Source organism: Mucilaginibacter endophyticus (genome assembly GCF_003351025.1).
In the GTDB taxonomy this organism is placed as follows: domain Bacteria; phylum Bacteroidota; class Bacteroidia; order Sphingobacteriales; family Sphingobacteriaceae; genus Mucilaginibacter; species Mucilaginibacter endophyticus.
Genome location: NZ_QPCG01000002.1, coordinates 456,325 through 479,364 on the forward strand (window position 1 = coordinate 456,325; position 23,040 = coordinate 479,364).

21 protein-coding genes are annotated in these 23,040 nt (G+C 40.4%); 18 read left to right on the top strand and 3 right to left on the bottom strand.

Going from position 1 to position 23,040, the window contains the following annotated elements; translation table 11 throughout:
• Window positions 1–125 precede the first annotated feature (125 nt).
• Window positions 126–602 (top strand): hypothetical protein, encoded by a 477-nt coding sequence (locus tag DUL71_RS09425; protein WP_114937862.1) that lies wholly within the window; start codon window positions 126–128, stop codon window positions 600–602.
• 148 nt (window positions 603–750) lie between these two features.
• Window positions 751–2,958 carry a bifunctional alpha,alpha-trehalose-phosphate synthase (UDP-forming)/trehalose-phosphatase gene (locus tag DUL71_RS09430; protein ID WP_114937863.1) on the top strand — a complete coding sequence of 736 codons (2,208 nt, stop codon included), beginning with the start codon at window positions 751–753 and terminating at the stop codon, window positions 2,956–2,958.
• 316 nt (window positions 2,959–3,274) lie between these two features.
• Here the strand turns inward: DUL71_RS09430 and DUL71_RS09435 are convergent, their stop codons facing one another.
• Entirely contained in the window at window positions 3,275–5,059 is a 1,785-nt protein-coding gene (locus tag DUL71_RS09435; protein ID WP_114937864.1) for a glycoside hydrolase family 15 protein, read from the bottom strand.
• Window positions 5,060–5,207: 148 nt separating this feature from the next.
• Here DUL71_RS09435 and DUL71_RS09440 point away from each other — a divergent pair, with 148 nt between their 5' ends.
• The 12 genes from DUL71_RS09440 to DUL71_RS09495 all read left to right on the top strand — a co-directional run bounded on the left by DUL71_RS09440 (window position 5,208) and on the right by DUL71_RS09495 (window position 18,671).
• The gene (locus tag DUL71_RS09440) at window positions 5,208–5,843 is read left to right on the top strand and encodes a peroxiredoxin (RefSeq protein ID WP_114937865.1); all 636 of its coding nucleotides are present in this window, start codon (window positions 5,208–5,210) and stop codon (window positions 5,841–5,843) included.
• A gap of 140 nt (window positions 5,844–5,983) precedes the next feature.
• On the top strand, window positions 5,984–6,181 hold the full coding sequence (locus DUL71_RS09445) for a cold-shock protein (RefSeq protein WP_114937866.1): 198 nt from the start codon (window positions 5,984–5,986) through the stop codon (window positions 6,179–6,181).
• A gap of 125 nt (window positions 6,182–6,306) precedes the next feature.
• The gene (locus tag DUL71_RS09450) at window positions 6,307–7,539 is read left to right on the top strand and encodes an MFS transporter (RefSeq protein WP_114937867.1); all 1,233 of its coding nucleotides are present in this window, start codon (window positions 6,307–6,309) and stop codon (window positions 7,537–7,539) included.
• A gap of 280 nt (window positions 7,540–7,819) precedes the next feature.
• Window positions 7,820–8,734, top strand: coding sequence for an oxygen-dependent coproporphyrinogen oxidase (gene hemF / locus DUL71_RS09455; protein ID WP_114937868.1), 915 nt, complete (start codon window positions 7,820–7,822; stop codon window positions 8,732–8,734).
• Window positions 8,735–8,764: 30 nt separating this feature from the next.
• Window positions 8,765–9,163 (top strand): hypothetical protein, encoded by a 399-nt coding sequence (locus tag DUL71_RS09460; RefSeq protein ID WP_114937869.1) that lies wholly within the window; start codon window positions 8,765–8,767, stop codon window positions 9,161–9,163.
• A 162-nt stretch (window positions 9,164–9,325) separates the two neighbouring features.
• Window positions 9,326–11,917, top strand: a complete 2,592-nt coding sequence (gyrA, locus tag DUL71_RS09465) for a DNA gyrase subunit A (RefSeq protein WP_112575521.1) — start codon at window positions 9,326–9,328, stop codon at window positions 11,915–11,917.
• Window positions 11,918–11,922: 5 nt separating this feature from the next.
• Window positions 11,923–13,041 carry a tetratricopeptide repeat protein gene (locus DUL71_RS09470; protein WP_114937870.1) on the top strand — a complete coding sequence of 373 codons (1,119 nt, stop codon included), beginning with the start codon at window positions 11,923–11,925 and terminating at the stop codon, window positions 13,039–13,041.
• 5 nt (window positions 13,042–13,046) lie between these two features.
• On the top strand, window positions 13,047–14,309 hold the full coding sequence (locus DUL71_RS09475) for a tetratricopeptide repeat protein (protein ID WP_114937871.1): 1,263 nt from the start codon (window positions 13,047–13,049) through the stop codon (window positions 14,307–14,309).
• Between the two features lie 505 nt (window positions 14,310–14,814).
• Window positions 14,815–15,675 carry a glycosyltransferase family 2 protein gene (locus DUL71_RS09480; protein ID WP_244228728.1) on the top strand — a complete coding sequence of 287 codons (861 nt, stop codon included), beginning with the start codon at window positions 14,815–14,817 and terminating at the stop codon, window positions 15,673–15,675.
• Window positions 15,676–15,855: 180 nt separating this feature from the next.
• Window positions 15,856–16,944 carry an Ntn hydrolase family protein gene (locus tag DUL71_RS09485; RefSeq protein WP_208645516.1) on the top strand — a complete coding sequence of 363 codons (1,089 nt, stop codon included), beginning with the start codon at window positions 15,856–15,858 and terminating at the stop codon, window positions 16,942–16,944.
• Between the two features lie 7 nt (window positions 16,945–16,951).
• The gene (locus DUL71_RS09490) at window positions 16,952–17,755 is read left to right on the top strand and encodes a phytanoyl-CoA dioxygenase family protein (protein WP_114937872.1); all 804 of its coding nucleotides are present in this window, start codon (window positions 16,952–16,954) and stop codon (window positions 17,753–17,755) included.
• Between the two features lie 121 nt (window positions 17,756–17,876).
• On the top strand, window positions 17,877–18,671 hold the full coding sequence (locus DUL71_RS09495) for an SDR family NAD(P)-dependent oxidoreductase (RefSeq protein ID WP_114937873.1): 795 nt from the start codon (window positions 17,877–17,879) through the stop codon (window positions 18,669–18,671).
• A gap of 76 nt (window positions 18,672–18,747) precedes the next feature.
• On the opposite strand, the gene DUL71_RS31915 is transcribed toward DUL71_RS09495, so the two are convergent.
• Entirely contained in the window at window positions 18,748–18,948 is a 201-nt protein-coding gene (locus DUL71_RS31915; protein WP_146750144.1) for a hypothetical protein, read from the bottom strand.
• Between the two features lie 168 nt (window positions 18,949–19,116).
• Between DUL71_RS31915 and DUL71_RS09500 the strand changes: the two genes are divergently transcribed.
• The 4 genes from DUL71_RS09500 to DUL71_RS09515 are packed head-to-tail and all read left to right on the top strand — an operon-like array spanning window position 19,117 to window position 22,141.
• Entirely contained in the window at window positions 19,117–19,593 is a 477-nt protein-coding gene (locus DUL71_RS09500; protein ID WP_112575516.1) for a DUF4442 domain-containing protein, read from the top strand.
• A gap of 8 nt (window positions 19,594–19,601) precedes the next feature.
• Window positions 19,602–20,060 (top strand): GNAT family N-acetyltransferase, encoded by a 459-nt coding sequence (locus DUL71_RS09505; protein ID WP_208645517.1) that lies wholly within the window; start codon window positions 19,602–19,604, stop codon window positions 20,058–20,060.
• Between the two features lie 13 nt (window positions 20,061–20,073).
• Window positions 20,074–20,706, top strand: a complete 633-nt coding sequence (locus DUL71_RS09510) for an AlbA family DNA-binding domain-containing protein (RefSeq protein WP_114938518.1) — start codon at window positions 20,074–20,076, stop codon at window positions 20,704–20,706.
• Window positions 20,707–20,758: 52 nt separating this feature from the next.
• The gene (locus DUL71_RS09515; RefSeq protein WP_114937874.1) at window positions 20,759–22,141 is read left to right on the top strand and encodes an MATE family efflux transporter; all 1,383 of its coding nucleotides are present in this window, start codon (window positions 20,759–20,761) and stop codon (window positions 22,139–22,141) included.
• On the opposite strand, the gene DUL71_RS09520 is transcribed toward DUL71_RS09515, so the two are convergent.
• Window positions 22,138–23,040 (bottom strand): histone deacetylase family protein, encoded by a 903-nt coding sequence (locus DUL71_RS09520; protein ID WP_114937875.1) that lies wholly within the window; start codon window positions 23,038–23,040, stop codon window positions 22,138–22,140. The genes DUL71_RS09515 and DUL71_RS09520 overlap by 4 nt on opposite strands.

A 23,040-nucleotide genomic window follows, 5' to 3' on the forward strand; every position in this document is an offset into this window, starting at 1 on the left:
GATAAAATTTAAATTTTGAGGCTATAAAAGGCTATAATTATTAAATATTCATAAAAGTTTCTAAAAATTTTAAATATTGATAAGTCTACTGTATTTTTGTTGCAGGATTTAAAATTTAAACGAACATGAAAAAGATATTTTTAACAATAGCAACTGCAGCATTATTTACCGTTAATGCTTTCGCCGATGGTGGCAAAAAATATGACGGCGGTACAAACGTTTCTTACATCGCTTTACACGGCTTTACTGCTGATTTCGCTGAAGCTACCAACGTTAACTGGACTGTAACTAAAAACGTACAAAAAGCTACTTTCACTGTTGATGGCGTTCAAAAAACTGCTTTCTACAACTTACAAGGTGAATTTTTAGGTACAACTCAACGTGTTGACAACAAAGCTATCCCAGCTAAAGCCCTTAAACAAATCAGCAACGAGTACAAAGGTTACGAAGTAGGTGAAGTTATCGTTTACCAGGCTAACACTTCAATCAACGACGCTATCGAGCCAACTTCATACTTTGTTGACTTGAAAAACGACAAACACGAAGTTTTGGTAAGGATCACTCAACAAGCTAACATCGAGTTTTTCCAACAAGTGAAATAATTCCGAAAATTATAACAATTGAAAGCCGTCCTATATATCAGGACGGCTTTTTTTATGTCAAAAAACCACATTTTTAGATACAAAAACGCCATTTTTTAAAACAAAAACGCTGTTTTTACCTTTTAAATATTAATTAATATTTATTAGTATGTCGAAAACAATAATTGTATCAAACCGCTTACCTGTTAAAATCTCCAAAACTGATGGTGCTTATCATTCATCACCAAGCGAGGGAGGCTTAGCAACCGGTTTAGGTTCAATATATAAACAGGGCGATAATGTGTGGATTGGCTGGCCCGGCGTAGAAATAGCCGAGCAGGAAGATAAAGATCAGGTTACAAACGAACTAAAAGATTTAAGCTTAATTCCGGTTTTCTTAGACCAGGAAGAGATTAACCAATACTATGAAGGTTTTAGCAACGAGGTTTTATGGCCCGTTTTTCACTATTATGCTTCAACTTATGCAGCTTACAAACAATCAAATTGGGAGTATTACCAGGCTGTAAATAAAAAGTTCAGAGATGCGATCCTCAAGATCGCCGAGCCCGGCGATGTGATCTGGGTTCATGATTACCAGTTATTGCTGTTACCACAGCTTGTACGGCAGGAAATGCCCGATGTATCTATCGGTTTTTTCCTGCACATTCCTTTCCCGTCAAACGAAATGTTTCGGTTAATCCCATGGCGTTCTGAATTATTGGAAGGTATGCTTGGAGCCGATTTGATCGGATTTCACACTTTTGATGATGTTCGCCACTTTTTGGGAGCAGCCACACGCTTGCTGCCGGTGTCATCTAACTCTAACATTATAAGCAATGGAGAGCGTTCAATCGTTGTTGAATCATTCCCGATGGGCATCGACGAAAAAAAATATTCATCGTTGCCTTTACAGGACGAGGTGAAGGAGCAAATCGATTTAATCAAAGAAAACTTCCAGAACAAAAAGCTGATCCTTTCTATCGACAGGCTTGACTACAGCAAGGGTATTTTACAACGTCTTGAAGCGTTTGAGCTATTGCTTGAGCAATGTCCGGAATGCATTGAGCACATCACCCTTTACATGATCGTAGTACCATCAAGAGATACTGTGCCTCAATACGCTCATCTCCGCGATGAGATCGATAAAAAAGTAGGCAAGATTAACGCGTTATACCGTACTATGGATTGGAGCCCGATCCATTATTATTATCGCTCGTTTCCAATTGAAACACTGTCGGCTCTGTATTATTCGGCCGATGTTTGCCTCGTTACCCCAATGCGCGATGGTATGAACCTGGTGAGCAAGGAGTATGTTGCCAGCAGAATTAATAACGATGGTGTATTGATTATGAGCGAAATGGCAGGATCATCTAAAGAGCTCATCGATGCAATAATTGTTAACCCCAATAATACCGGCGAGGTTTGCCGTGCCATTTTACAGGCCATCAATATGCCGCTTGAAGAGCAGCGTCGCCGCATGATCCCCATGAGACAGCTTGTTGCTAAATTCAACACATCGCACTGGGTTAAAATTTTTATGGACAAGCTAAGAGAGGTAAAATTGATGCAGCGTTCTATGCAGGCCAGGCACGTAAGCAACACTACCGAACAAAGCATTATCAACCGTTATATCAAAACGAAAAAGAGGATCATCTTTTTAGATTATGATGGCACACTGGTGAATTTCAAATCGAATATCGACCAGGCCAGTCCTGATAGGGAATTATATAACATCATTAATAAACTTTCCGAAGATCCAGCAAACCAATTGGTTTTGATTAGTGGCCGCAAACACGAAAACCTCGACGATTGGTTTAAAAATAACGACATCTACCTCATTGCCGAACATGGTTCGTGGTTTAAACAACAGGGGACTTCTTGGCATAAAATAGGAGGGCTTAGCGACCAGTGGAAGCATGATATTTATCCTATACTGGAAACCTATGTCGACCGTACACCAGGCTCATTTATTGAAGAGAAAACATATTCATTAGTTTGGCATTATCGCAAGGCACAGGCCGGCCTGGGAGAGTTAAGGGCCAATGAGCTCATGAACAACTTAAAGTATCTTGCAGCCGATAAAGGTTTACAGCTTTTAGCAGGGGATAAGGTACTGGAAGTGAAGAATATGGATATCAATAAAGGCAAGGCAGCTTTAACCCTTACAGAAGGTAAGGATTACGATTTTGTTATTGCTTTTGGCGATGATTATACCGATGAAGATATCTTTAAAGCCCTGCCCGAAAGTGCCATTACCATTAAAGTAGGAAGCAATTTATCGGCAGCAAAATTTTATCTGCGCAATCCAACTGAGGTAAGGAAACTGCTTACCAGCTTTGCAAAGTATACCCCGGTGGAAGAAGGAACACAGGTGTAAAACATTATCTTTTTAAAAGAAGCCCGATTGACCGTTCACGTCAGTCGGGCTTCTTTATTTAGTAACCAGATAAGTTCTCGCTGTTGTTGATGTTATCACCAGAAGTGTTCGGAAGAAGCAGATCAGTTGAAAATATTGATTTAATTTAAAAGCCATGTCATTGCGAGGAGGAACGACGAAGCAATCTCGTAGCTATACAAATCGGACATGTATTGGCTACGAGATTGCCACGCTGCGCTCGCAATGACATGTTTTGTTTTTTATATTCTGTCAGGTTTTCTCATATAGGATCCCAATGAGCCCCCAAAACAACGACTTATAAAAAGATCGGTCTGTCCAGTTTCATCGCTATCCTGTAGGCAGCATTCATCAAACCTACATGGCTGTAGGCCTGCGGAAAATTGCCCCATTGACTGCCATCTTCCTCATCAACGTCTTCACTGAACAATAGCAAATGATTGGAATATTGCAGCAAATTGCCAAATTCCCGCTGGGCGTCATCTATCCGGCCAACTGTCGCTAAAGCTTCAACATACCAAAAAGCGCAGATCAGGAAGGTAGTTTTAGGCTTACCAAAATCATCGGCATATAAATACCTGTAGAATAGACCATTAGGCGTCCTTAATTCTTTTTCTAATGCAGCTAAATGATCTTTTGCTTTCTGCGAAGCAGGGTCAAGATAGTTCATCATGATCAGCTGTAATGTACTGGCATCAAGGTTACTGCTCCCGGCCGAGTTTGTATAAACCTTACGTACCGGATCGTAACAACTTTCGATATGGGCGGCTGCACGCTCCTTAAGGGAGATAGCCTTATCAATCAATTCCTGATTTTGGATGGTACGGGCCATCTTTTCTGCTGCAGACGCGCCTGCCCATTGAAACAGGTTACTGTAGCAGTGAATATTAGCCATGTTCCTGAACTCCCAGATGCCGGCATCTTTTTCGTCGATAGTATGCTCTATCTTGCTCAGCAAAAACTCTATCCAGTGCACGGAATCCTTACGTTCTGAAAAAACAAAGCGATGATCGGTATACAAAGGGAGCAGGGAGATAAGTACCTGACCATAAATGTCGTTTTGAATGTGTTCTGACGCCTGATTACCAACCCGCACCGGCTGATTGCCCATATACCCGTCTAATTCATCTAAAATAACCTCCACAAGGTCTTTCTTACCGGTTATGCCATAAAGCGGCTGGTAACGCTCCATTTCCGAAAAAGTGATATCAGTAACATAGCTGAAATACTTCTCCATCTCTTCAAAATGACCGATGTGGTTTAACGCGGTGATCACATAGAAGGTGTCGCGCAGCCAGCAATAACGGTAATCCCAGTTACGACCGCTTCCAGGCGATTCGGGCAAGCTGGTGGTACTTGCAGCAATGATAGCACCGGTATCTTCGTACTGGTGTATTTTAAGGGCCAAAGCCGAGCGAATAACAAAGGGCTGAAAATAAGTAGCTATTGATGAGTGCTTGATCCAGGTTCGCCAATATTGCACTGTTTCAGCTAAGAAACGGTCAGATGTGCTGATGAGCGGGGCTTCGAGAGGCTCCCCGTAGGTCATGGCCAAATATTTGGTTTCGTTAAGCACAAAGGCCTGTTCATCAAAAATGTAGCTTATCGGGATATTAGTAGTAAGACGAATATTTTCCTCGCCACCCTGGTATTGAATATGATTGCTACCACGGTTTACACTGAGTTTAACTGCGCCGTACTCAGATACAGGCTCGCATTTTACAATGATCCTTGGCGAACCTTCAATAACTTCAATTTTCCGGATCAGCATTAAAGGTTTATAGTAACGCTGGTGCTGATAAAAACGTGGAGCAAAATCGGTTATGCGGTATTTACCTCCACTTGCGGGACTAATTTCGGTGATTAAAACATTTGTATTTTCGAGATAATGCTGTTCGGTAGTATATTCCCCTTCAGGGCGGATCGAAAACTCGCCGCCTTTTTTCTTGTCCAGCAGTCCCCCGAAAATAAAAGTACTGTCAAAACGCGGCCAGCAAAGCCAATCAACATTCGTATTCTTATTAATATGGGCTAAAAAGGCGCAATTGCCAATTATGCCGGTATCATAGGTGTGTTTGCTCATGGATGTAGCTGTTATTTATTTCAAACTTCAACAACACAGCCTTTGTAATGTTGGCGTAAATAATGTGATTATTTCAAGTTTGTTTGCATTTGTTTAGTAATGTATAGTAACTTAGTAGTATTAATCTACAACAAAAATTCTATCAATTATGAGTTTAAGACTGGGCGATAAAGCGCCAAATTTCAAAGCAAAAACATCAGAAGGCGAAATTGATTTTTACGAATATTTAGGTGATAGCTGGGGCGTACTATTCTCGCATCCAGGTGACTATACACCTGTTTGTACTACGGAGCTTGGCAAAACCGCCGCTTTAAAAAATGAATTTGAAAAACGTAACGTTAAAGTTATCGCGCTAAGTGTTGACTCAGTTGAATCGCACCACGGCTGGATTAACGATATCAATGAAACGCAGGGCGTTGAAGTAAACTTCCCGATCATTGCCGATGAGGACCGTAAAATTTCTGAAGCTTATGATATGATCCACCCAAATGCTTCGGTAAATGCAACTGTACGTTCGTTATTTATCATTGGCCCGGATAAAGCAGTTAAGCTGATCATTACTTACCCAGCATCAACCGGCCGCAATTTCCAGGAAATTTTAAGGGTGATAGATTCGTTGCAGTTAACCGCTAATTACAGTGTGGCTACACCGGCCGACTGGAAAGAAGGAGAGGACGTCGTTGTAGTACCTGCAATTAAAACGGAAGACATTCCCGCCAAATTTCCAAAGGGTTTTACCGCGGTTAAGCCTTATTTGCGCCTGACACCGCAACCAAATAAATAATTTTATTTGGTTTATTTAATAATTTTATATATTTGAGGGAAGCGGGATATCTATTCCTTCTGAACATATAAACCTATTTTATTTTTCAGTTTGGTTTTAGTTGATCTTAACACGAATTTTTTATTACGATTATTATAATTATGAAAACTGGAAAAGTAAAATGGTTTAACACACAGAAGGGTTATGGCTTTATTATTACCGAAGAAGGTAAGGATCTTTTTGTACACTTTAAAGACGTTCAGGGCGGCGTAAATGCCATTAAAGATAACGACAGCGTTACATACGATGTTGAAGATGGCAGAAAAGGATTACAAGCAGTTAACGTTAAAAAGGTATAAAATATATAAAGTTATTGAACAACATTTACTCTCAGAACCCCTGACCTCACAGGGGTTTTTTTGTGCCGATTTTTTGCTTTTGTTTATATAAATCTCCTACATTAGCCAACCAATTTTTACACTTTATGACTGATGCTACCAACGCCAAAGCTACAAGAAATGCTATTTTCTTAGTACTTGTTGCTTCACTTGGCTATTTTGTTGATATATACGATCTTTTGGTTTTTTCAATAGTACGAATCCCCAGTCTTACAGATATAGGCTTAAATGCGAAGGAAGTAAACGATAAAGGGCAATTTATCATAAATATCCAAATGTTTGGATTGTTACTCGGCGGCATCATATGGGGTATTGTGGGAGATAAGCTGGGACGTATTAAAGTACTTTTTGGCTCTATATTGCTTTATTCTATCGCCAATTTTGCCAACGGGCTTGTACACGATGTAAATACTTACGCCATTGTCAGGTTTATTGCAGGCCTGGGGCTTGCAGGAGAGCTTGGTGCCGGTATTACTTTAGTTAGTGAAACATTGAGTAAGGAAAACCGTGGCTACGGAACCATGATGGTTGCTGTTATCGGTTTATTTGGAGCCACTGCCGCTTATGCGGTAGCCAAATTTGGCTGGCGCAATGCATACTTTGTAGGCGGCGGATTAGGAATATTATTGTTGCTGCTCCGTGTTGGTACTTTTGAATCGGGTATGTTCAAAAATGTCGAGAACAGCGACGTATCCAAAGGCAATATGCTTATGCTATTTACCAATTGGGAGCGGTTAAAAAAATACCTGTATTGTATCCTGATAGGTGCGCCGCTTTGGTATGTAGTGGGCGTACTGATCAGTTTTTCAGATAAGTTTGGTGTCGCGTTAGGCGCTAAAACTATTATCAAACCAGGTGACGGTATATTTTACAGTTATATAGGTATTGCCATTGGTGATATTGTTGCAGGCTTGCTGGCCCAGGTTACCAAATCGCGAAAATTAACCATGGCTGTGTTTCTAATACTTTCATTAGTAAGTGTGCATTTTTATCTAAGCGACGTAGGCATCACTCCGGAACGCTTTGCCGTATTAAGTTTCTTTATGGGCTGTACAGTTGGTTACTGGGCAACGTTTGTTACTATCGCGTCAGAACAGTTTGGCACCAATATCAGATCGACGGTTACGACAACGGTACCCAATTTCGTACGCGGATCATTAATCCCCATAACCTTAGCATTCAACGCGTTTAATGCCAAATATGGCTATATTAAATCCGGGTATATCATGATGGGCATACTTACGGTAGTCGCACTGTTTTCATTAAGCCAGTTAAAAGAAACTTTTGGCAAGGATTTGAACTATGTGGAGATAAGCTAAACCAGCCGGGTGTTCAACTTTTTAAAAAACGCATGTTCCAAAATGCTCCGTTTATCACAAAGCGAAAACACAAGCATTGACTATCAGTGAGTTATATTTTTTATCACAAAACTATGAACATATAAAAAACTGATTATCAGATAGTTTATTTTTTCCTGGTGTTCATACCTAAAAAAGTTGAACACTTGCTATTATCGTCTGTTGGATATAGAAGTGTACATTCCTGCATTAAAAAAAGCCCATCCACGGCAATTCCCAAAATTCATTACTTTTACAGCCTATGATCAGCAAAGAACAAATAGCCGAAGATTATAAGCAAATACAGGACGAGATTTGCGCCGCGCTTGAAAAGTTGGATGGCGTTGCAAAATTTGAGGAGGAGATTTGGGAGCGTGAGGGCGGAGGCGGAGGCCGTACCCGGGTTATTCAGAATGGTAAGATCCTGGAAAAAGGAGGTGTTAATTTTTCGGCGGTTCACGGTCATTTACCCGATACCATGAAGCGTGCGCTACAGGTTGAACAGGATGATTTTTTTGCTACCGGTGTTTCCATCGTGATCCATCCTAATCACCCGCTGGTGCCAATCATTCACATGAACATTCGTTACTTCGAAATGCCATCTACCATGGGCGATACCCAAAAGCCCGTTCGCTGGTTTGGTGGCGGTATTGATTTAACCCCGCATTACGTATTTGAAGATGATGCCCGGTTTTTCCATAGCGGCTTAAAAACAGTTTGCGATAAGTACTACGAAGATTTTTACCCTCGTTTTAAAAAATGGGCCGATGATTACTTCTTCATCAAACACCGTAACGAAACCCGGGGCATAGGCGGCATATTTTATGACAGGCTCACTGCCAATGATGAGTTGAGTTGGGAAGATATTTTTGAGTTCTCTAAATCAGTCGGTCGCTCGTTTGCGCCGCTTTATACGGAGCTCGTAAACCGTAATCGCGATAAATCATTTACTGAAAACCAGCAGCTGTTTCAATATCAGCGCCGCAGCCGTTATGCCGAGTTCAACCTGGTTTATGATGCGGGTACCAAATTTGGCCTGGAAACCAATGGCAGGATCGAATCGATATTGATGAGCTTGCCACCTACAGCTAAATGGCTTTATGACTACCATCCAACTGGTGGCAGCGAAGAAGAAAAAACATTATCTTTACTAAAAAAAGGTATAAACTGGGCGTAGCTACAGCTTAGCCTGGTGCAAACATCATCTATGAAAAAGCTTTTTTTACCTGCAGGTATATTGCTGCTACTATGCTCTTTTAATTTGGCCGATAGTCCGCTAAAAGGGAACTGGGAGTATAGGGGAGGAAAAATTAACGGCAAGCTTGACGCGGCACCTACAGCTTATAAACTACAACGGATTTATGACGATGAGCATTATAATGCTAAGGTGATAGAAGAGGGCGAAGAGACCGTGGTATATGAAAAAGGCGATTACCAACTCAAAGAAGATACCTGCTTTGAAACGCAAACCTATTGCATGCAGGAGTCAAAACTGCTTAACAAAACCATAAAATACAACTACACAATCAGTAACGACACCCTTAAACTGTTATCGGTTTTGCCCAATGGCAATAAGGTTGAAGATTACTGGGTGAAAGTTAAATAAACCCAGATTAAGGTAACAAAATTGTTTGATCTGCGACCATACATTAGTATGGTTTATTGCTACTAAGTTGGCGCAATCCCAAGTATTTTTTTAACTTCGCAGGTCGTTGAAAAATCAATTTTAACACGCAATTATAAGAGAAGGTTCTACAAATAATCAAAAATGGCTGAAGGAACAGAAAACGATAATTCACACGCAGAAGACAGGATAATTTCGATAAATATTGATGAGGAAATGCGATCGGCCTACATTGATTATTCAATGTCGGTGATTGTTTCCAGGGCGTTGCCCGATGTCCGCGATGGACTGAAACCGGTACACAGGCGTGTGCTTTACGGTATGCTTGACCTGGGTTTAACCAATAACAAGCCCTATAAAAAATCTGCCCGTATCGTGGGTGAGGTGATGGGTAAGTATCACCCACACGGTGATAAATCGGTATATGACACCATGGTACGTATGGCCCAGGAGTGGAGCTTACGCTACCTATTGGTAGAAGGCCAGGGTAACTACGGTTCCGTTGATGGTGACGAACCGGCGGCAATGCGTTATACAGAGGCACGCTTACAAAAGCTTGCTGAAGAAATGCTTGCTGATATCAACAAAGACACCATTGATTTCCAGTTAAACTTTGACGACTCGCTGCAGGAACCAACTGTGTTGCCATCTAAATTCCCTAACCTTTTGGTTAACGGAGCTTCGGGTATCGCGGTAGGTATGGCTACTAATATGGCTCCGCATAATCTTTCGGAAGTTATTGATGCTACTATGGCATTAATTGATAACCGTCAGATAGAGATTAGCGAGTTAATGAAATATGTAAAAGGTCCGGATTTTCCTACAGGCGGTATTATTTACGGTTACGATGGCCCGCGCGAAGCGCTGGAAACCGGTCGTGGCCGCGTAGTTATCCGTGCCCGTGCCGAGATAGAAACTTATAATGGCGAACGTGAACGCATTATTGTAAGCGAAATACCTTATCAGGTAAATAAAGCTTTAATGATTGAACGTACTGCAGAATTGGTTAACGAAAAGAAACTTGAGGGTATCTCGGCTATTCGTGACGAATCAAGCCGTGAAGGTATCCGCGTTGTTTACGAAATAAAACGTGACGCCAACGCAGCTATCGTATTAAACAACCTGTTTAAATATACGGCACTTCAAACTTCATTCAGTGTAAACAACATCGCGCTGGTTAATGGCCGGCCAATGCTGCTTAACCTGAAGGACCTGATCCATCATTTTGTTGAGCACCGCCATGAGGTTGTTGTACGCCGCACCAAATTTGAGCTTAACGAAGCCGAAAAACGCGCGCATATCCTTGAGGGTTTATTAATTGCGTTAGATCACCTTGACGAGGTTATCCGCCTGATCCGTGCTTCTCAAACACCTGATGAAGCAAGGGAAGGCTTGATGAGCAGCTTTGGTTTAACTGATATCCAGGCACGTGCTATTCTTGATATGACCTTAAGGAGGTTAACAGGACTTGAACGTGATAAGATCAAAGACGAATACGCCGCTTTAATGAAACTTATTGAACATTTAAAAAACATCCTGAGCGACGAAGGTTTAAGGATGCAGATCATTAAGGACGAGTTACTTGAAGTTAAAGAAAAATATGGCGATGAGCGCCGTACCGAAATGGTTCATTCATCGGCCGAAATGCAAACTGAAGACTTCATTGAAGACGAGGACGTAGTAATCACCATCTCACGTGAAGGTTATATCAAACGTACCCCGCTTACAGAATACCGCAGACAAAGCAGGGGAGGAAAAGGCGCTATCGGCAGCAACAGTCGTGATGAGGATTTCATTGAGCACCTGCTTATCGCATCTAATCACAACTACATGTTGTTCTTTACCGAGTCGGGACAATGTTTCTGGCTCAGGGTATTTGAAATACCGGAAGGCACACGTACATCAAAAGGCCGTGCAATCCAGAATATCATTAATATTCCTAAAGAAGAGAACATCAAGGCTTACATCAAACTGATCTCACTTAAAGATCAAAATTACCTTGAAAACAACTTCATTATCATGTGTACCAAAAAAGGTACCATCAAGAAAACTTCACTTGAGGCTTATTCACGCCCGCGTTCAAACGGTATTAACGCCATCAACATCAACGAAGGAGATTCGTTGCTTGAAGCAAGCTTAACAAGCGGAAGCAGCGAGATTGTGATGGCACTGAAATCAGGTCGCGCTATCCGTTTCAACGAATCAACCGTAAGGCCAATGGGACGTACAGCTACCGGTGTTCGTGGTATTACACTTGACGACGAAAACGATGAGGTAGTTGGCATGATAGCTATCGACGACGCGGAAACAACAGTATTGGTAGTATCAGAAAAAGGCTATGGTAAACGTACCGATATTGAAGACTACCGTGTTACCAACCGTGGCGGTAAAGGAGTAAAAACACTTAATATTACTGAAAAAACCGGAAACCTTGTTGCCATAAAAGGTGTTACAGATAAGGAAGACCTGATGATCATCAACAAATCAGGTATTATTATCCGTATAGCTGTAAGCGAATTGAGGGTAATGGGCCGTGCAACACAAGGTGTTAGGTTGATAACGCTTAAAAATAACGATGAGATAGCTTCAGTAGCCAAAATTGAGCACGACGAGGACGAAGAAGTAAAAGAAGGCGATGAAAATGCTGAAGGCTCTGATACCGAAGCTGAAAATACAGGCGACGGAGATACAGCTGAAAATGGTGCGGAACCATCAACTGACAATACAACAGAATAACAAATATGCACTACCGCAAGATCATTTTATCGGTTTTAATTACAAGTTTTACTACAACTTTTACCTTCGCACAAAAAGAAGCGCTTAAAGTTGTAGTAAATAACCTGGCTTTTTATAAACAGAAAAGCGACCTGAAGTATTTGGCAGCTGCCAAAAAGTCGGCAGATAGTTTGATCATTACTAAGTCGGACACAGCCGATATTGAAAAGAACCTTTACAGGGCTATTGTTAACTCCAGCATCCTGTATATCGATTCATTAAACAAACTTGGAATGCCGGCTGATATGCTTGACAAAACAACCAAACTGGTTGACAGGCTTTCGGGAATGAATAAAATTTTCAAATATCAGTCAGAACTTGATTATACCAAGCGGTGCCTGGCGAACGTTTACATACGCAAAGGTTTTGAGGCGGTAAATAATTCGGATTTTCCTAATGCCAAAACTGCATTTGAAAATGCAAAACGGTACGCACCCGGGATGAACCAAATCAATACTTACATAGCTTTTGCCAATAATAAAGCAGGTAATTTGCAGGATGCGGCTAAATATTATACAACAATGCTCCAGGTTGATAGTGCCCGCACCGAGTACATTGAAACGGCATCCAATATCTATAAGTCGTTAGGGGATACGACCAAAGCTTTGCAGATCCTTCAAAAGGGAAGAAAGATTTTGCCTAATGACAGGTTCTTATTACTTGACGAAGCCAATATCTACAACAATAAGAAAAACTATAAAGCGTTAGAGCCCCTAATTGGCCCTTTACTTGATATTAATGCAAATAACGCCGATATTGCGTTCGTTGCTGCAAATTGTTACGATCATTTAGATAAATTTGATCAGGCAGAATCTCTTTATCTGCACGCGATTGAATTGAGCGGAACATATTTTGATCCGGTATTTAATTTAGGGCTGTTATATTTAAAACAAAGCGCAATCACAAAAGGGGAGAAGGGCACCCAGGACCTGGGCAGGGCGATCCAATGGCTTGAAAAGGCTAATGAAATTTCGCCCAACAACGCGAATAGCTTACAGGCTTTGCAACTGGCATACGCGAAAACTAATAACCAGGATCAGTTAGACAGAATAAACAATAAACTAAAACAGTTAACCAATCAATAATAATCATGAAAATCAAATTTTTGATGGCGGGCCTGTTAGGCTTGGTTTCAGCGACAGCTTTTGCGCAAAAAGGTGAATTAAACACGGCAAAAGAAGAATACGAAAAGTATTCAGGCTTAAGGGGCCAACCGGCAATGGCATCAATGGCTGGTAAAAGCCTTACTACTGCAAAAGAGTCAATTGACAAAGCTTCAGCCAATGAAAAAACCGCTACATTACCGCTTACTTACGCTGTAAAAGGTTCAATTTATTCAGCGTTAGCTGTTCAGGACACTGTGCCAACTACTTCATTACCATTGTTTACCACAGCTGAAGAAGCTTTAAGAAAAGCTAAAGAGGTTGATACAAAAGGGGAGAACAAGAAAATGATTGATGAGGCATATTTAAACCTGGCTCAATATCAATTAACTAAAGGTGTTAAGGAATATTCGGCAGGTAAATATGATCTTGCTTACAAAGCATTTGACTTTTACCGTACTGTATTACCTGAAGATACCAATGCCATTTATTATACAGGCCTTGCAGCTGCAAACGGTAAAAATTATCCTGCTGCAATTTCAAACTACAGCAAACTGGTAACCACAAAATATTCAAAAAACGCAGGTGTTTACCTTGATCTTTCTTCATTATACCTGGCCAGTAAAGACACCGCAGGCGCGCTTAAAACTGTATCAGAAGGCGTAAGCAAATACCCGGCAAACAGCGAACTCCGCAAACGTGAAATTGAAATCAGCCTTCAAACCGGAAAAGAAAAAGAAGTTACTGATAAAATTCAGGCAGCTTTAGCAAATGATCCCAAAAACAAAACTTTATATTATTACGCAGGCTTAACCTACTCACAAACTGCTGATAACTACGCAAGAGAAGCTTCTGCTACCAAAGATGCTGCTGCAAAAGCAAAACTGCAAGCTTCAAAAGCAGAAGCTTATACCAAAGCAGGTGAGATGTATAAAAAAGCTTTAGAAATTGATCCGAACTATTTTGAAGCTAATTTAAACTATGGTTACGTAATACTTAACCCGGCTATTGATGCTTATAATGCCGCTAATAAATTACCGGCCAACAAACAAAAAGAATACGATGCTGCAATTGCAAAAGCTAAAGCTCAGTTTGAGCAAGCTAAACCATATTTAGCAAAAGCTGTAGAACTTCAGCCAAAATCACTTGATGCTTTACAAAATTTAAGAACCTATTATTTAGGTGTTAAAGACGATGCTAACGCTTCAAAACTAAAGGCTCAGATTGATGCATTACCAGCCAATCAATAATCAAACAGATAAGGAATAAAAAGAGGGGCCTTTGAGAAAAGGTCTTTCTTTTAAAAATCATATTTAACATAATGTTAATTATGTGAATTTTATTTAAGGTAGATTCATAACACATTCCTGACCCGACGTTTCGCGAGGATTTCACGTGTTCACACCTAAAATTTACACGCATGCACACGTGTGTAAACTAAATGAAATGTAGTTTACAATTTCAGAATCAATCAGGCACGCGAGGCAATTAATGAATATCAATTAGATATATTTGATATAGCAAAATGCTGTATTAGCCGACTCGTAATTATTGATTTTGATCGAAGCTTAAGTGTAATTTGAAAGCTGTTTTGACATCGTAAGCTTTCCCGATTAAACAAATAATGTGAGTCTTATGGCGAAGCACTGTGCAGTTCTCAAAGCAATTCACAACTCATTATTGCATCTAATCGCGATAGCAACAACAGTAACAAGAAAATCAATTATATAAGCCTAAATTATTTTTATTCCCTTTATGATTACAAACCAAGATTTGATGGTTAGTGTTTGCTGTACTACATATAACCACAAAAATTTTATAGCTCAAACTATTGAAAGCTTTCTGATGCAGGAAACCAATTTTCGGTATGAAATTATTATTGGCGATGATTGCTCAACAGATGGCACAACTGAAATAGTGAGATCGTACAAAGAAAGATACCCGGATAAAATCAAAATAATCTACCCCGAAAAAAACCGCGGCGCCCATCTCAATACCATTAATAGCTTAAACGCTTGCAAAGGAAAATATATCGCACTTTGCGATGGTGACGACTATTGGACAAACCCTCAAAAGTTACAAAAGCAGGTTGATTTTCTGGAAAACAACCCCGAATATATTATTTGCTGTCATTACACACGGGTAATTGATATCCATAACAATACCCTTAACGTGGAAGAAAATCAGGTTCCACTTGAATATACCTATCACGATTTATTGGTTGGCAGGCAGGCCGAAACTAAAACGGCGACACTTGTCTACCATAATATCCCTCAAGTGCACGAACTATTCCAGACAAATTGGTATTCAAGTTGTTACGCGGCAGATAAATTTTTCAAACTTTTTGCCACCTTCAATACCGGTCGTAAAATATATGTGATGCCCGAGGTAATGAGCTGTTACCGTAATCATGTTGGCGGCATTTGGAGCATGATCAAAAATGAAGCCCGAATGGAAATGGTTATCAGCGATTTTAATTTGATTATCAGGCGTTTTCATTACCGTGGAGTGCAAAAGAAAATGCTTTTGTTGTTATATATTAAAAGATATATCCTGTTTGAATTGAGCCGATATCGTTTACGCAAAGCCTTTGATACCGTAAAATATCTGCTTTAAACTAATTTCTTAATCTCTATTCCTGTCGCACAAAAAAATTCGCCCTAATCCTGCGGTCAGACAAACTTTTTTCTTTTTTTTAAAGCCCCCCAACAGTCATTTATCATGACTGGCCGATATACTCCTGCCCTCCCCCGGGCTTGTAATTAATACCCATTGCAGACAACTAAGAATCTACACATGAGCTACCAAAATTTCACTATACGTAATAGAAAAGACTGGGACGAATATATTAACCGATCATATGCGCACGAAGGGTTCCATACCTGGTATTATCACTCTTTAAATACCGAAGGTGAGCCACTTTTATTCGTTTATGAAGAAAAAGAAATATTTATAGCGCTACCGGTAATTAAAAGGAAGATCGAGAACTCCGCATATTTCGATATGACTTGTGTGTATGGTTATGCCGGGCCAATATCCAATGTTAAGCTTACAGATTTATCAAATATAACCACTACACAGTTTAAAGCCGCGTTTCAAAAATTCATGGACGATGAGTCGTCAGTTTGTATCTTTTCAAGATTGCATCCTTTTCTAAATCAACACTATCTCCTGGAAAATCTTGGCGGCATCAAGGATAATGGGACAACATTGTATGTAGACCTTGCCATGTCAGTAGAAGATCAGAGAAACGGATATGACAAAAGGCTTGGCCGGCAAATAAGAAGCCTGCGAAAGATGGAATACATTATTAAGGAAGCAAATAGCCTGCAGGAAATTGAGGACTTTGCCGAAATGTATTATAAAAACATGGACCGCTTGAATGCTTCAGCGGTTTATTACTTTGATGTTCAGCATTTCGTAAATCTTCTTAACGAAGAGTATATGAAAAACAAACTTGTGTTAATTTATGATGGCCCCAATCTTATGTGCGGGGCAATCATTTTAATATCCGATGAAATTGTCAGAAATCATCTTTCGGCAACAGCACCTGATTATCTGAATATCTCTCCAAGTAAGCTGTTAACAGATGAAATAAGCCTGATCGGAAGAAGATTAGGCAAAAAGATTTTTCACCTTGGAGGCGGAGTCGGCGGAAAAGAGGATTCTCTGTTCAATTTTAAAAAGCTTTTCTCCACCCTGCAAGTGAAAGACAGGATCTGGTGTTATATTAATAACGAAGCGGTTTATAATGATCTGGTTGTAAAATCAGGTGTTGATCCCAACGATGAAATCAAATTCTTCCCGCTATATCGTCATCCTCATAGAAAAATACAAACAACTGTCACAGAGACCGAAACCACCACAATTGAAAACCTTAATTAACTGAAAAATGAAAAATAAGTTTAATTATTCCGATGCTAACCTTGACGTATTTGATCATGTAATGAATGAATACGGATGGATTATATATGAAGATGCTTTGGATGATGCCTTCGTTAATGAAATAACGGATTCGTTAGTGCCAGCGTACGACGTCAGACGTAAAATTCAAATCGCAAATGGTATAGGCGACAATATGAACGGAACACTACACCACCTTGTTGAACGGGAAAGATTTTCGTTGAAATTTCTTGAGCGCAAATACTGTGCGGATCACATACAACATTTTTTGAAAGGGAATTACATTATAAACTCTTTAGGGGCGGTCATCAACCTAAGAGATGAAAAACCTTATGTACAAAATATCCACAGGGATATCAGAAGCTTTACCGGAGATTTTAAAGTGATGATTCAGATGATGATTACTTTAGATGAGTTCACTTCCGAAAACGGATCGACCTATTTTTTAACAGGATCGCATAAAAGCGACGAGAAACCAGACAGTGATTTCTTTTACGCCACTGCAGATCGCGCGAATACAAAAAGAGGCAGTATTATTTTATTCGACTCTAATTTGTGGCATGCTGCAGGTAAAAATTATACTGACTCAACGCGGCGCACCTTAACCATGGCCTTTACCAAACCTTTCTTCAAACAGCAGCTCGATTATCCAAGATTTTTGGGATATGATTTCGGTGAAGGATTAAGTGACGACCTCAGACAAATTTTAGGTTATAAATCACGCGTACCGGAAAACTTAAATGAGTACTACCAGCCTGTTGAAAAGAGAATGTACCAGCCAGGCCAGGGTTAAATTCTATTGCACATCGCCAATAACTACGTCAATTGTCAATGTTGTTTAATCTTTTGATTTTAAAAACTGCTAAAGCTAACAACGGTATTACACTTGTGTTATCAAAGCAAAAAATAAAATCATGAACCTTAAACTTAATGACAAAACAGCACTGGTAAGCGGATCAACCGCCGGCATTGGTTATGCTATTGCAAAATCATTAGCCAATGAAGGCGTTACTGTATATGTAAATGGCCGTAATCAGGCTAAGGTTGACGAAGTTGTTAAAAAACTAATTGCCGAAACCGGTAATGATAAAATAAAAGGTATTGCTGCCGATTTTTCAGATGTAAAGCAAATTAACGCGCTGATAAACAGCTTGCCTGAGGTTGACATTCTTGTAAACAACGTTGGTATTTTTGAGCCTAAACCGTTCAATGAAATTCCAGATACCGACTGGCTAAGATTTTTTGAAGTTAATGTTTTAAGCGGCATTCGTTTGTCACGTGCTTATTTTGATAAGATGCTTAGCAAAAACTGGGGCCGTATAATTTTTATTTCCAGCGAATCTGCCTACCAGATCCCTGAAGAAATGATCCACTATGGAACAACTAAAACCGCCCAGATTGCAGTTGCCCGCGGTTTAGCCGAGCTTACAAAGAATACAGGAGTTACTGTTAATACTGTTTTACCAGGGCCAACTCTATCTGAAGGTGTAGGTGATTTTGTAGAAGCTTTAGCAAAAGGCCAGGGATTGACTAATGCAGAAGTAGAAAAAGATTTCTTCATCAATGTACGCGGCACTTCCTTATTGAAACGCTTTATCACAACAGATGAAATAGCCAACTTGGTTACCTATGTGGCAAGTCCGCTGTCTGCTGCAACCAATGGCGCTACTTTGCGGGCCGATGGCGGCGTAATAAAAACGGCTTTCTAAAATTTAAGGTCAGAAACAAGCATAAAAAATCCCGGTTGGTGAAATACCCAGCCGGGATTTTTTATGCTTTACCAAATTACATTTTTTTGGTTGTGTCTTTCTTAGTTGTGTCGGTTTTTGTGGTGTCTGTAGCTGCCGGTGCCGGAGCGCTTTGACTTGTTGAATCCATTTTTGTGCTATCAGATCCATCGCCGGCTTTTTTTTCTGAGCTACAGCCGGTTGCAATTGCGCCGACCATTGCCGCGACAAGTGCGAAACTTAAAAATTGCTTTTTCATAGTTATTTTGCTTTAGATTAATTTATTCTGAACCATACTATAAACCAAACTTTGGGCGTATTGTTTACCGCTTATTTTCTATTTTCTCATCTTTTTATTTATGCACATAGGTCCATTTGATCCACAATTAAGGTGCTTTGATCAAATTTTTTCTGATATTTAAGCGCTATGGTAGTATCCGAAGGATTATTAAAATGGATAATGCGCTTATATCCACCTCTCCTTTTCCAACGTATTTGGGTAGTTAAGTTTAACAGTGGCTATCGTGGTGTCCAGGTAAGAATCAGGAAAAGTTTCCTTAACAATAACTACAATAATACAATTTTTGGAGGCACACTTTTTTCAGCTGCCGATCCTTTTTATCCGCTGCTCTTTCATCAAATATTTAGTCGCAAAGGCTACAAACTCATGGTTTGGTCAAAATCGGCAACTATACGATACGCAAAACCGGCTGCAACAAATTTGTCATTTAGTATTAACCTGACAGATAATGATATAGCACACGCGGAACATGTTTTAAATACCGAAGGTAAATTTATTCGCTCCTTCCCTATTGACATTTACAATAAAGATGGCGAAATATGCGTATCGCTCATGAACGAGATTTATGTGCGAAACTTAAACTTTATTGATACCACTATATAAATATACTGATGACTGTAATTATGAATGACGAGGCTTTTGAAAAAAAAGGCTTTATGATCTCAACCGATAAAAATCTGCTTAATGTTGATCTTATTTATGATTACCTGAATAATGAATCGTACTGGGCTAAAGGTATTCCGCGGCAAAAATTGGCCAGGGCCATTGAAAATTCCATGTGTTTTGGCATCTATCTTAACGGCGAGCAGGCAGGCTTTGCGCGTGTAGTTAGTGATAATGCTACATTCGCCTATATCTGTGATGTGTTTGTGCTGCCTGCCCATCGTGGTAAGGGCCTTTCTAAATGGCTCGTGCAAACAATTATTAAACACCCGGATTTAAAGGGCTTAAGAAGATGGTCGTTAGCTACCAAAGATGCCCACAATCTGTACAGTCAGTTTGGATTTTCACCAATATCCCGCCCGGAAACCTGGATGGAAATCTTTACACCATATATTAAGCCTCAATAACTAACAAATGGCTATGAACAAAACAAACGTTAAGAAGCTGATTTTTGATGGAGAAGGCGTAAGTGTCGACTTTAAAAAAACAATAACCAGCTGCGAAAAAATAGCCCGAACAATGGTATCCTTTGCTAATAACAAAGGTGGTAAACTGCTTATTGGCGTAACTGATGATGGCACAATAAAAGGTGTAAAATCTGACGACGAGGAACGGTACATGATCACAAAGGCGGCTCATTTTTTTTCCAGACCGGCACTTGAGCCTGTTTTTGAAGAGGTATATTTTGATGAAAAACTGGTACTTGTTGTGGAAATAGAAGCGAGCGACCTGAAACCTCACTACGCACTTGCCGAAGATGGAAAATGGTGGGCTTATGTACGCGTAAAGGACAAGAGTGTACTGGCCAGTAAAATTGTGCTGGAGGTTTTAAAACGTTCGTCGAATGATCAGGGTGTTTTAATTGAATATTCAGACAGCGAAAGAACCTTGCTCGGCCATCTTGAAAAAGTTGGGCGCATTACGATAAAAGAGTGCAGTGAACTACTTAAAGTCGGTCGCCGTCGTGCTCAGAATGTACTTGTCGATCTGATATTATCTGGCCTGATCAAGATCAACACAACGGAGAAGGAAGAATTTTATACAGCCTGCTGACTTTTGTGTGTTTGTGAATGGTTACTTTTGGGCTCCTCTTGCCTGAGTAATTATGAGATCCGTTTACCAAAAATACAAGCCTTATTATCTCGAAAGCCTTAAGCTGGCTATTCCCGTAATTATATCAAACGTTGGCCATACGGCCGTTCAAATGTCTGACACCATTATTGTGGGCCATTTTGCCGGCACTGTTTCTCTCGCCGCGGTATCAATGGTAAATAGTCTGTTTATGGTTCCGCTGGTTATAGGCATGGGGATCTCTTATGGTTTAACTCCGCTTATAGCCCAAAACAACGGGCGCAAAAATCATAAAGAATGTGGCTTATTACTTTCCAATAGCTTATTTCTGAATATGCTGAGCGGGATCATCCTGTTTTGTGGTATTTACTTTGGTACCATGTTGCTTATTGGTCATCTCGACCAATCGCCTGAAGTTGTGAAGGAAGCTAAGCCGTATTTGTTTCTGCTTAGCTTGTCTCTTATCCCCTTGCTTATCTTCAATACTTTTAAACAATTTGCCGAAGGATTGGGCTTTACCAAGCAAGCCATGATGATATCCATTTGGGGGAACATCATTAACATTTTATTGGGGATAACGTTTGTAAAAGGCATGTTCGGTATACAGCCCATGGGTATCAGAGGTGTTGGTTACAGCACACTTATCGACCGCTGTGTGATGGCCATTGTTATGGCGATTTATGTTTTCCGGTCAAAGAATTTTAAAACTTACCTGACGGATTTTGCTGTTAAAAATATAGATAGGATCCGCGGCATTCAGATCATGAAAATTGGTGCGCCTGTTGCAATGCAATACACCTTTGAGATCAGCGCGTTTGGCGGTGCCGCTTTGTTAGTAGGCACCATTGGCGTTGTAGCCCAGGCGGCGCACCAAGTAACAATCACCATGGCTTCAATGACATATATGATGGCAAGCGGTATCGCGGCAGCAGCGGCCATTAAATCGGGGAACTATTTTGGCGTAAGCGATCATCGGAATTTAAGGCTGGCTGCTATTTCCAATTACCACATTGTATTGCTATTTATGAGCTTTACTGCTTTGATATTTGCATTGGCCAGAAATTTTTTACCATGGATAATTACATCAGATAAAGAGGTTATAGCAATTGCATCACAGCTACTTATCATAGCAGCTTTCTTTCAGTTATTTGACGGCGCGCAGGTTGTTGGCCTGGGTGTATTAAGAGGCATGGGCGATGTAAATATCCCAACAGTAATTACCTTTCTGGCTTATTGGGTACTTGGATTGCCTATTGGCTACCTGCTCGGTATTAAATTTAACCTTGGGGTTTATGGTGTTTGGTACGGTCTTGTGCTTGGTTTAGCGGCAGCATCGATACTGTTGTTTATACGATTCAACCGGCTTAGCAAAAGCCATAAAATAAAGCCTGCTGTGCCGATAATAGCAAAAGACTAAAAATAAAGATCGACGGCGGCTTTAAAGGTATTGCAGTGCGCGTCTACAATATCCCTTATTTGTGGTGAATAGCCACCTCCCATGCTTACCTGCACTGGAGTATTGTGTTTAATGCATTGCTCAAAAACAAACTGATCGCGGGCTTTGCATGCATCCTTACTCAGGGCCAGTTTTCCCAGCTTATCGGTAGCCAAAACATCTACTCCAGAAAGGTAAAAGATGAAATCCGGCTTTTGTTGCTCTATTAACTGAGGCAAAGTGTTTTTAAGAATCTCAAGAAACTCTTCATCGTTTACACCGTCCTGTAGCGGAATGTCCAGATCAGAGCGTTCCTTTCTATAAGGGAAATTATTAGCCCCATGCATAGAGAAAGTGAACACCCTTGGCTCCTTTTCAAAGATTTCGGCAGTGCCATTACCCTGATGAACATCTAAATCGATTATTAAGATAGATTTAGATAAACCATTATCTAATAAATAATTAGCTGCAATAGCCTGATCATTCAACAAACAAAACCCTTCTCCCCAGTTACTACCCGCATGATGTGTTCCTCCGGCTACATTAAAGGCAATGCCGCTCTCAAAAGCATACCGGCAGCCATCAATGGTACCTTTTGCAATCCGGACCTCACGCTCTACTAATCGTGCTGACAGAGGAAAACCTGTACGACGCTGCTCTTTTGGCGGTAAGGTTAAATCACGCAGTTGATGCCAGTAATTTTCATCATGGGTACGGATGATGATATTTTCCTCAAGCACATCCGGCGAAAAGAGATTGTCTTTATTGATCACCCCTTCGTACAGCAGCTGCGCAGGGATCAGCTCGTACTTCAACATCGGAAAACGATGCCCCTTTGGTAGTGGATGAGCGTAAATTGGGTCGTTGGCTATCTTAAGCAT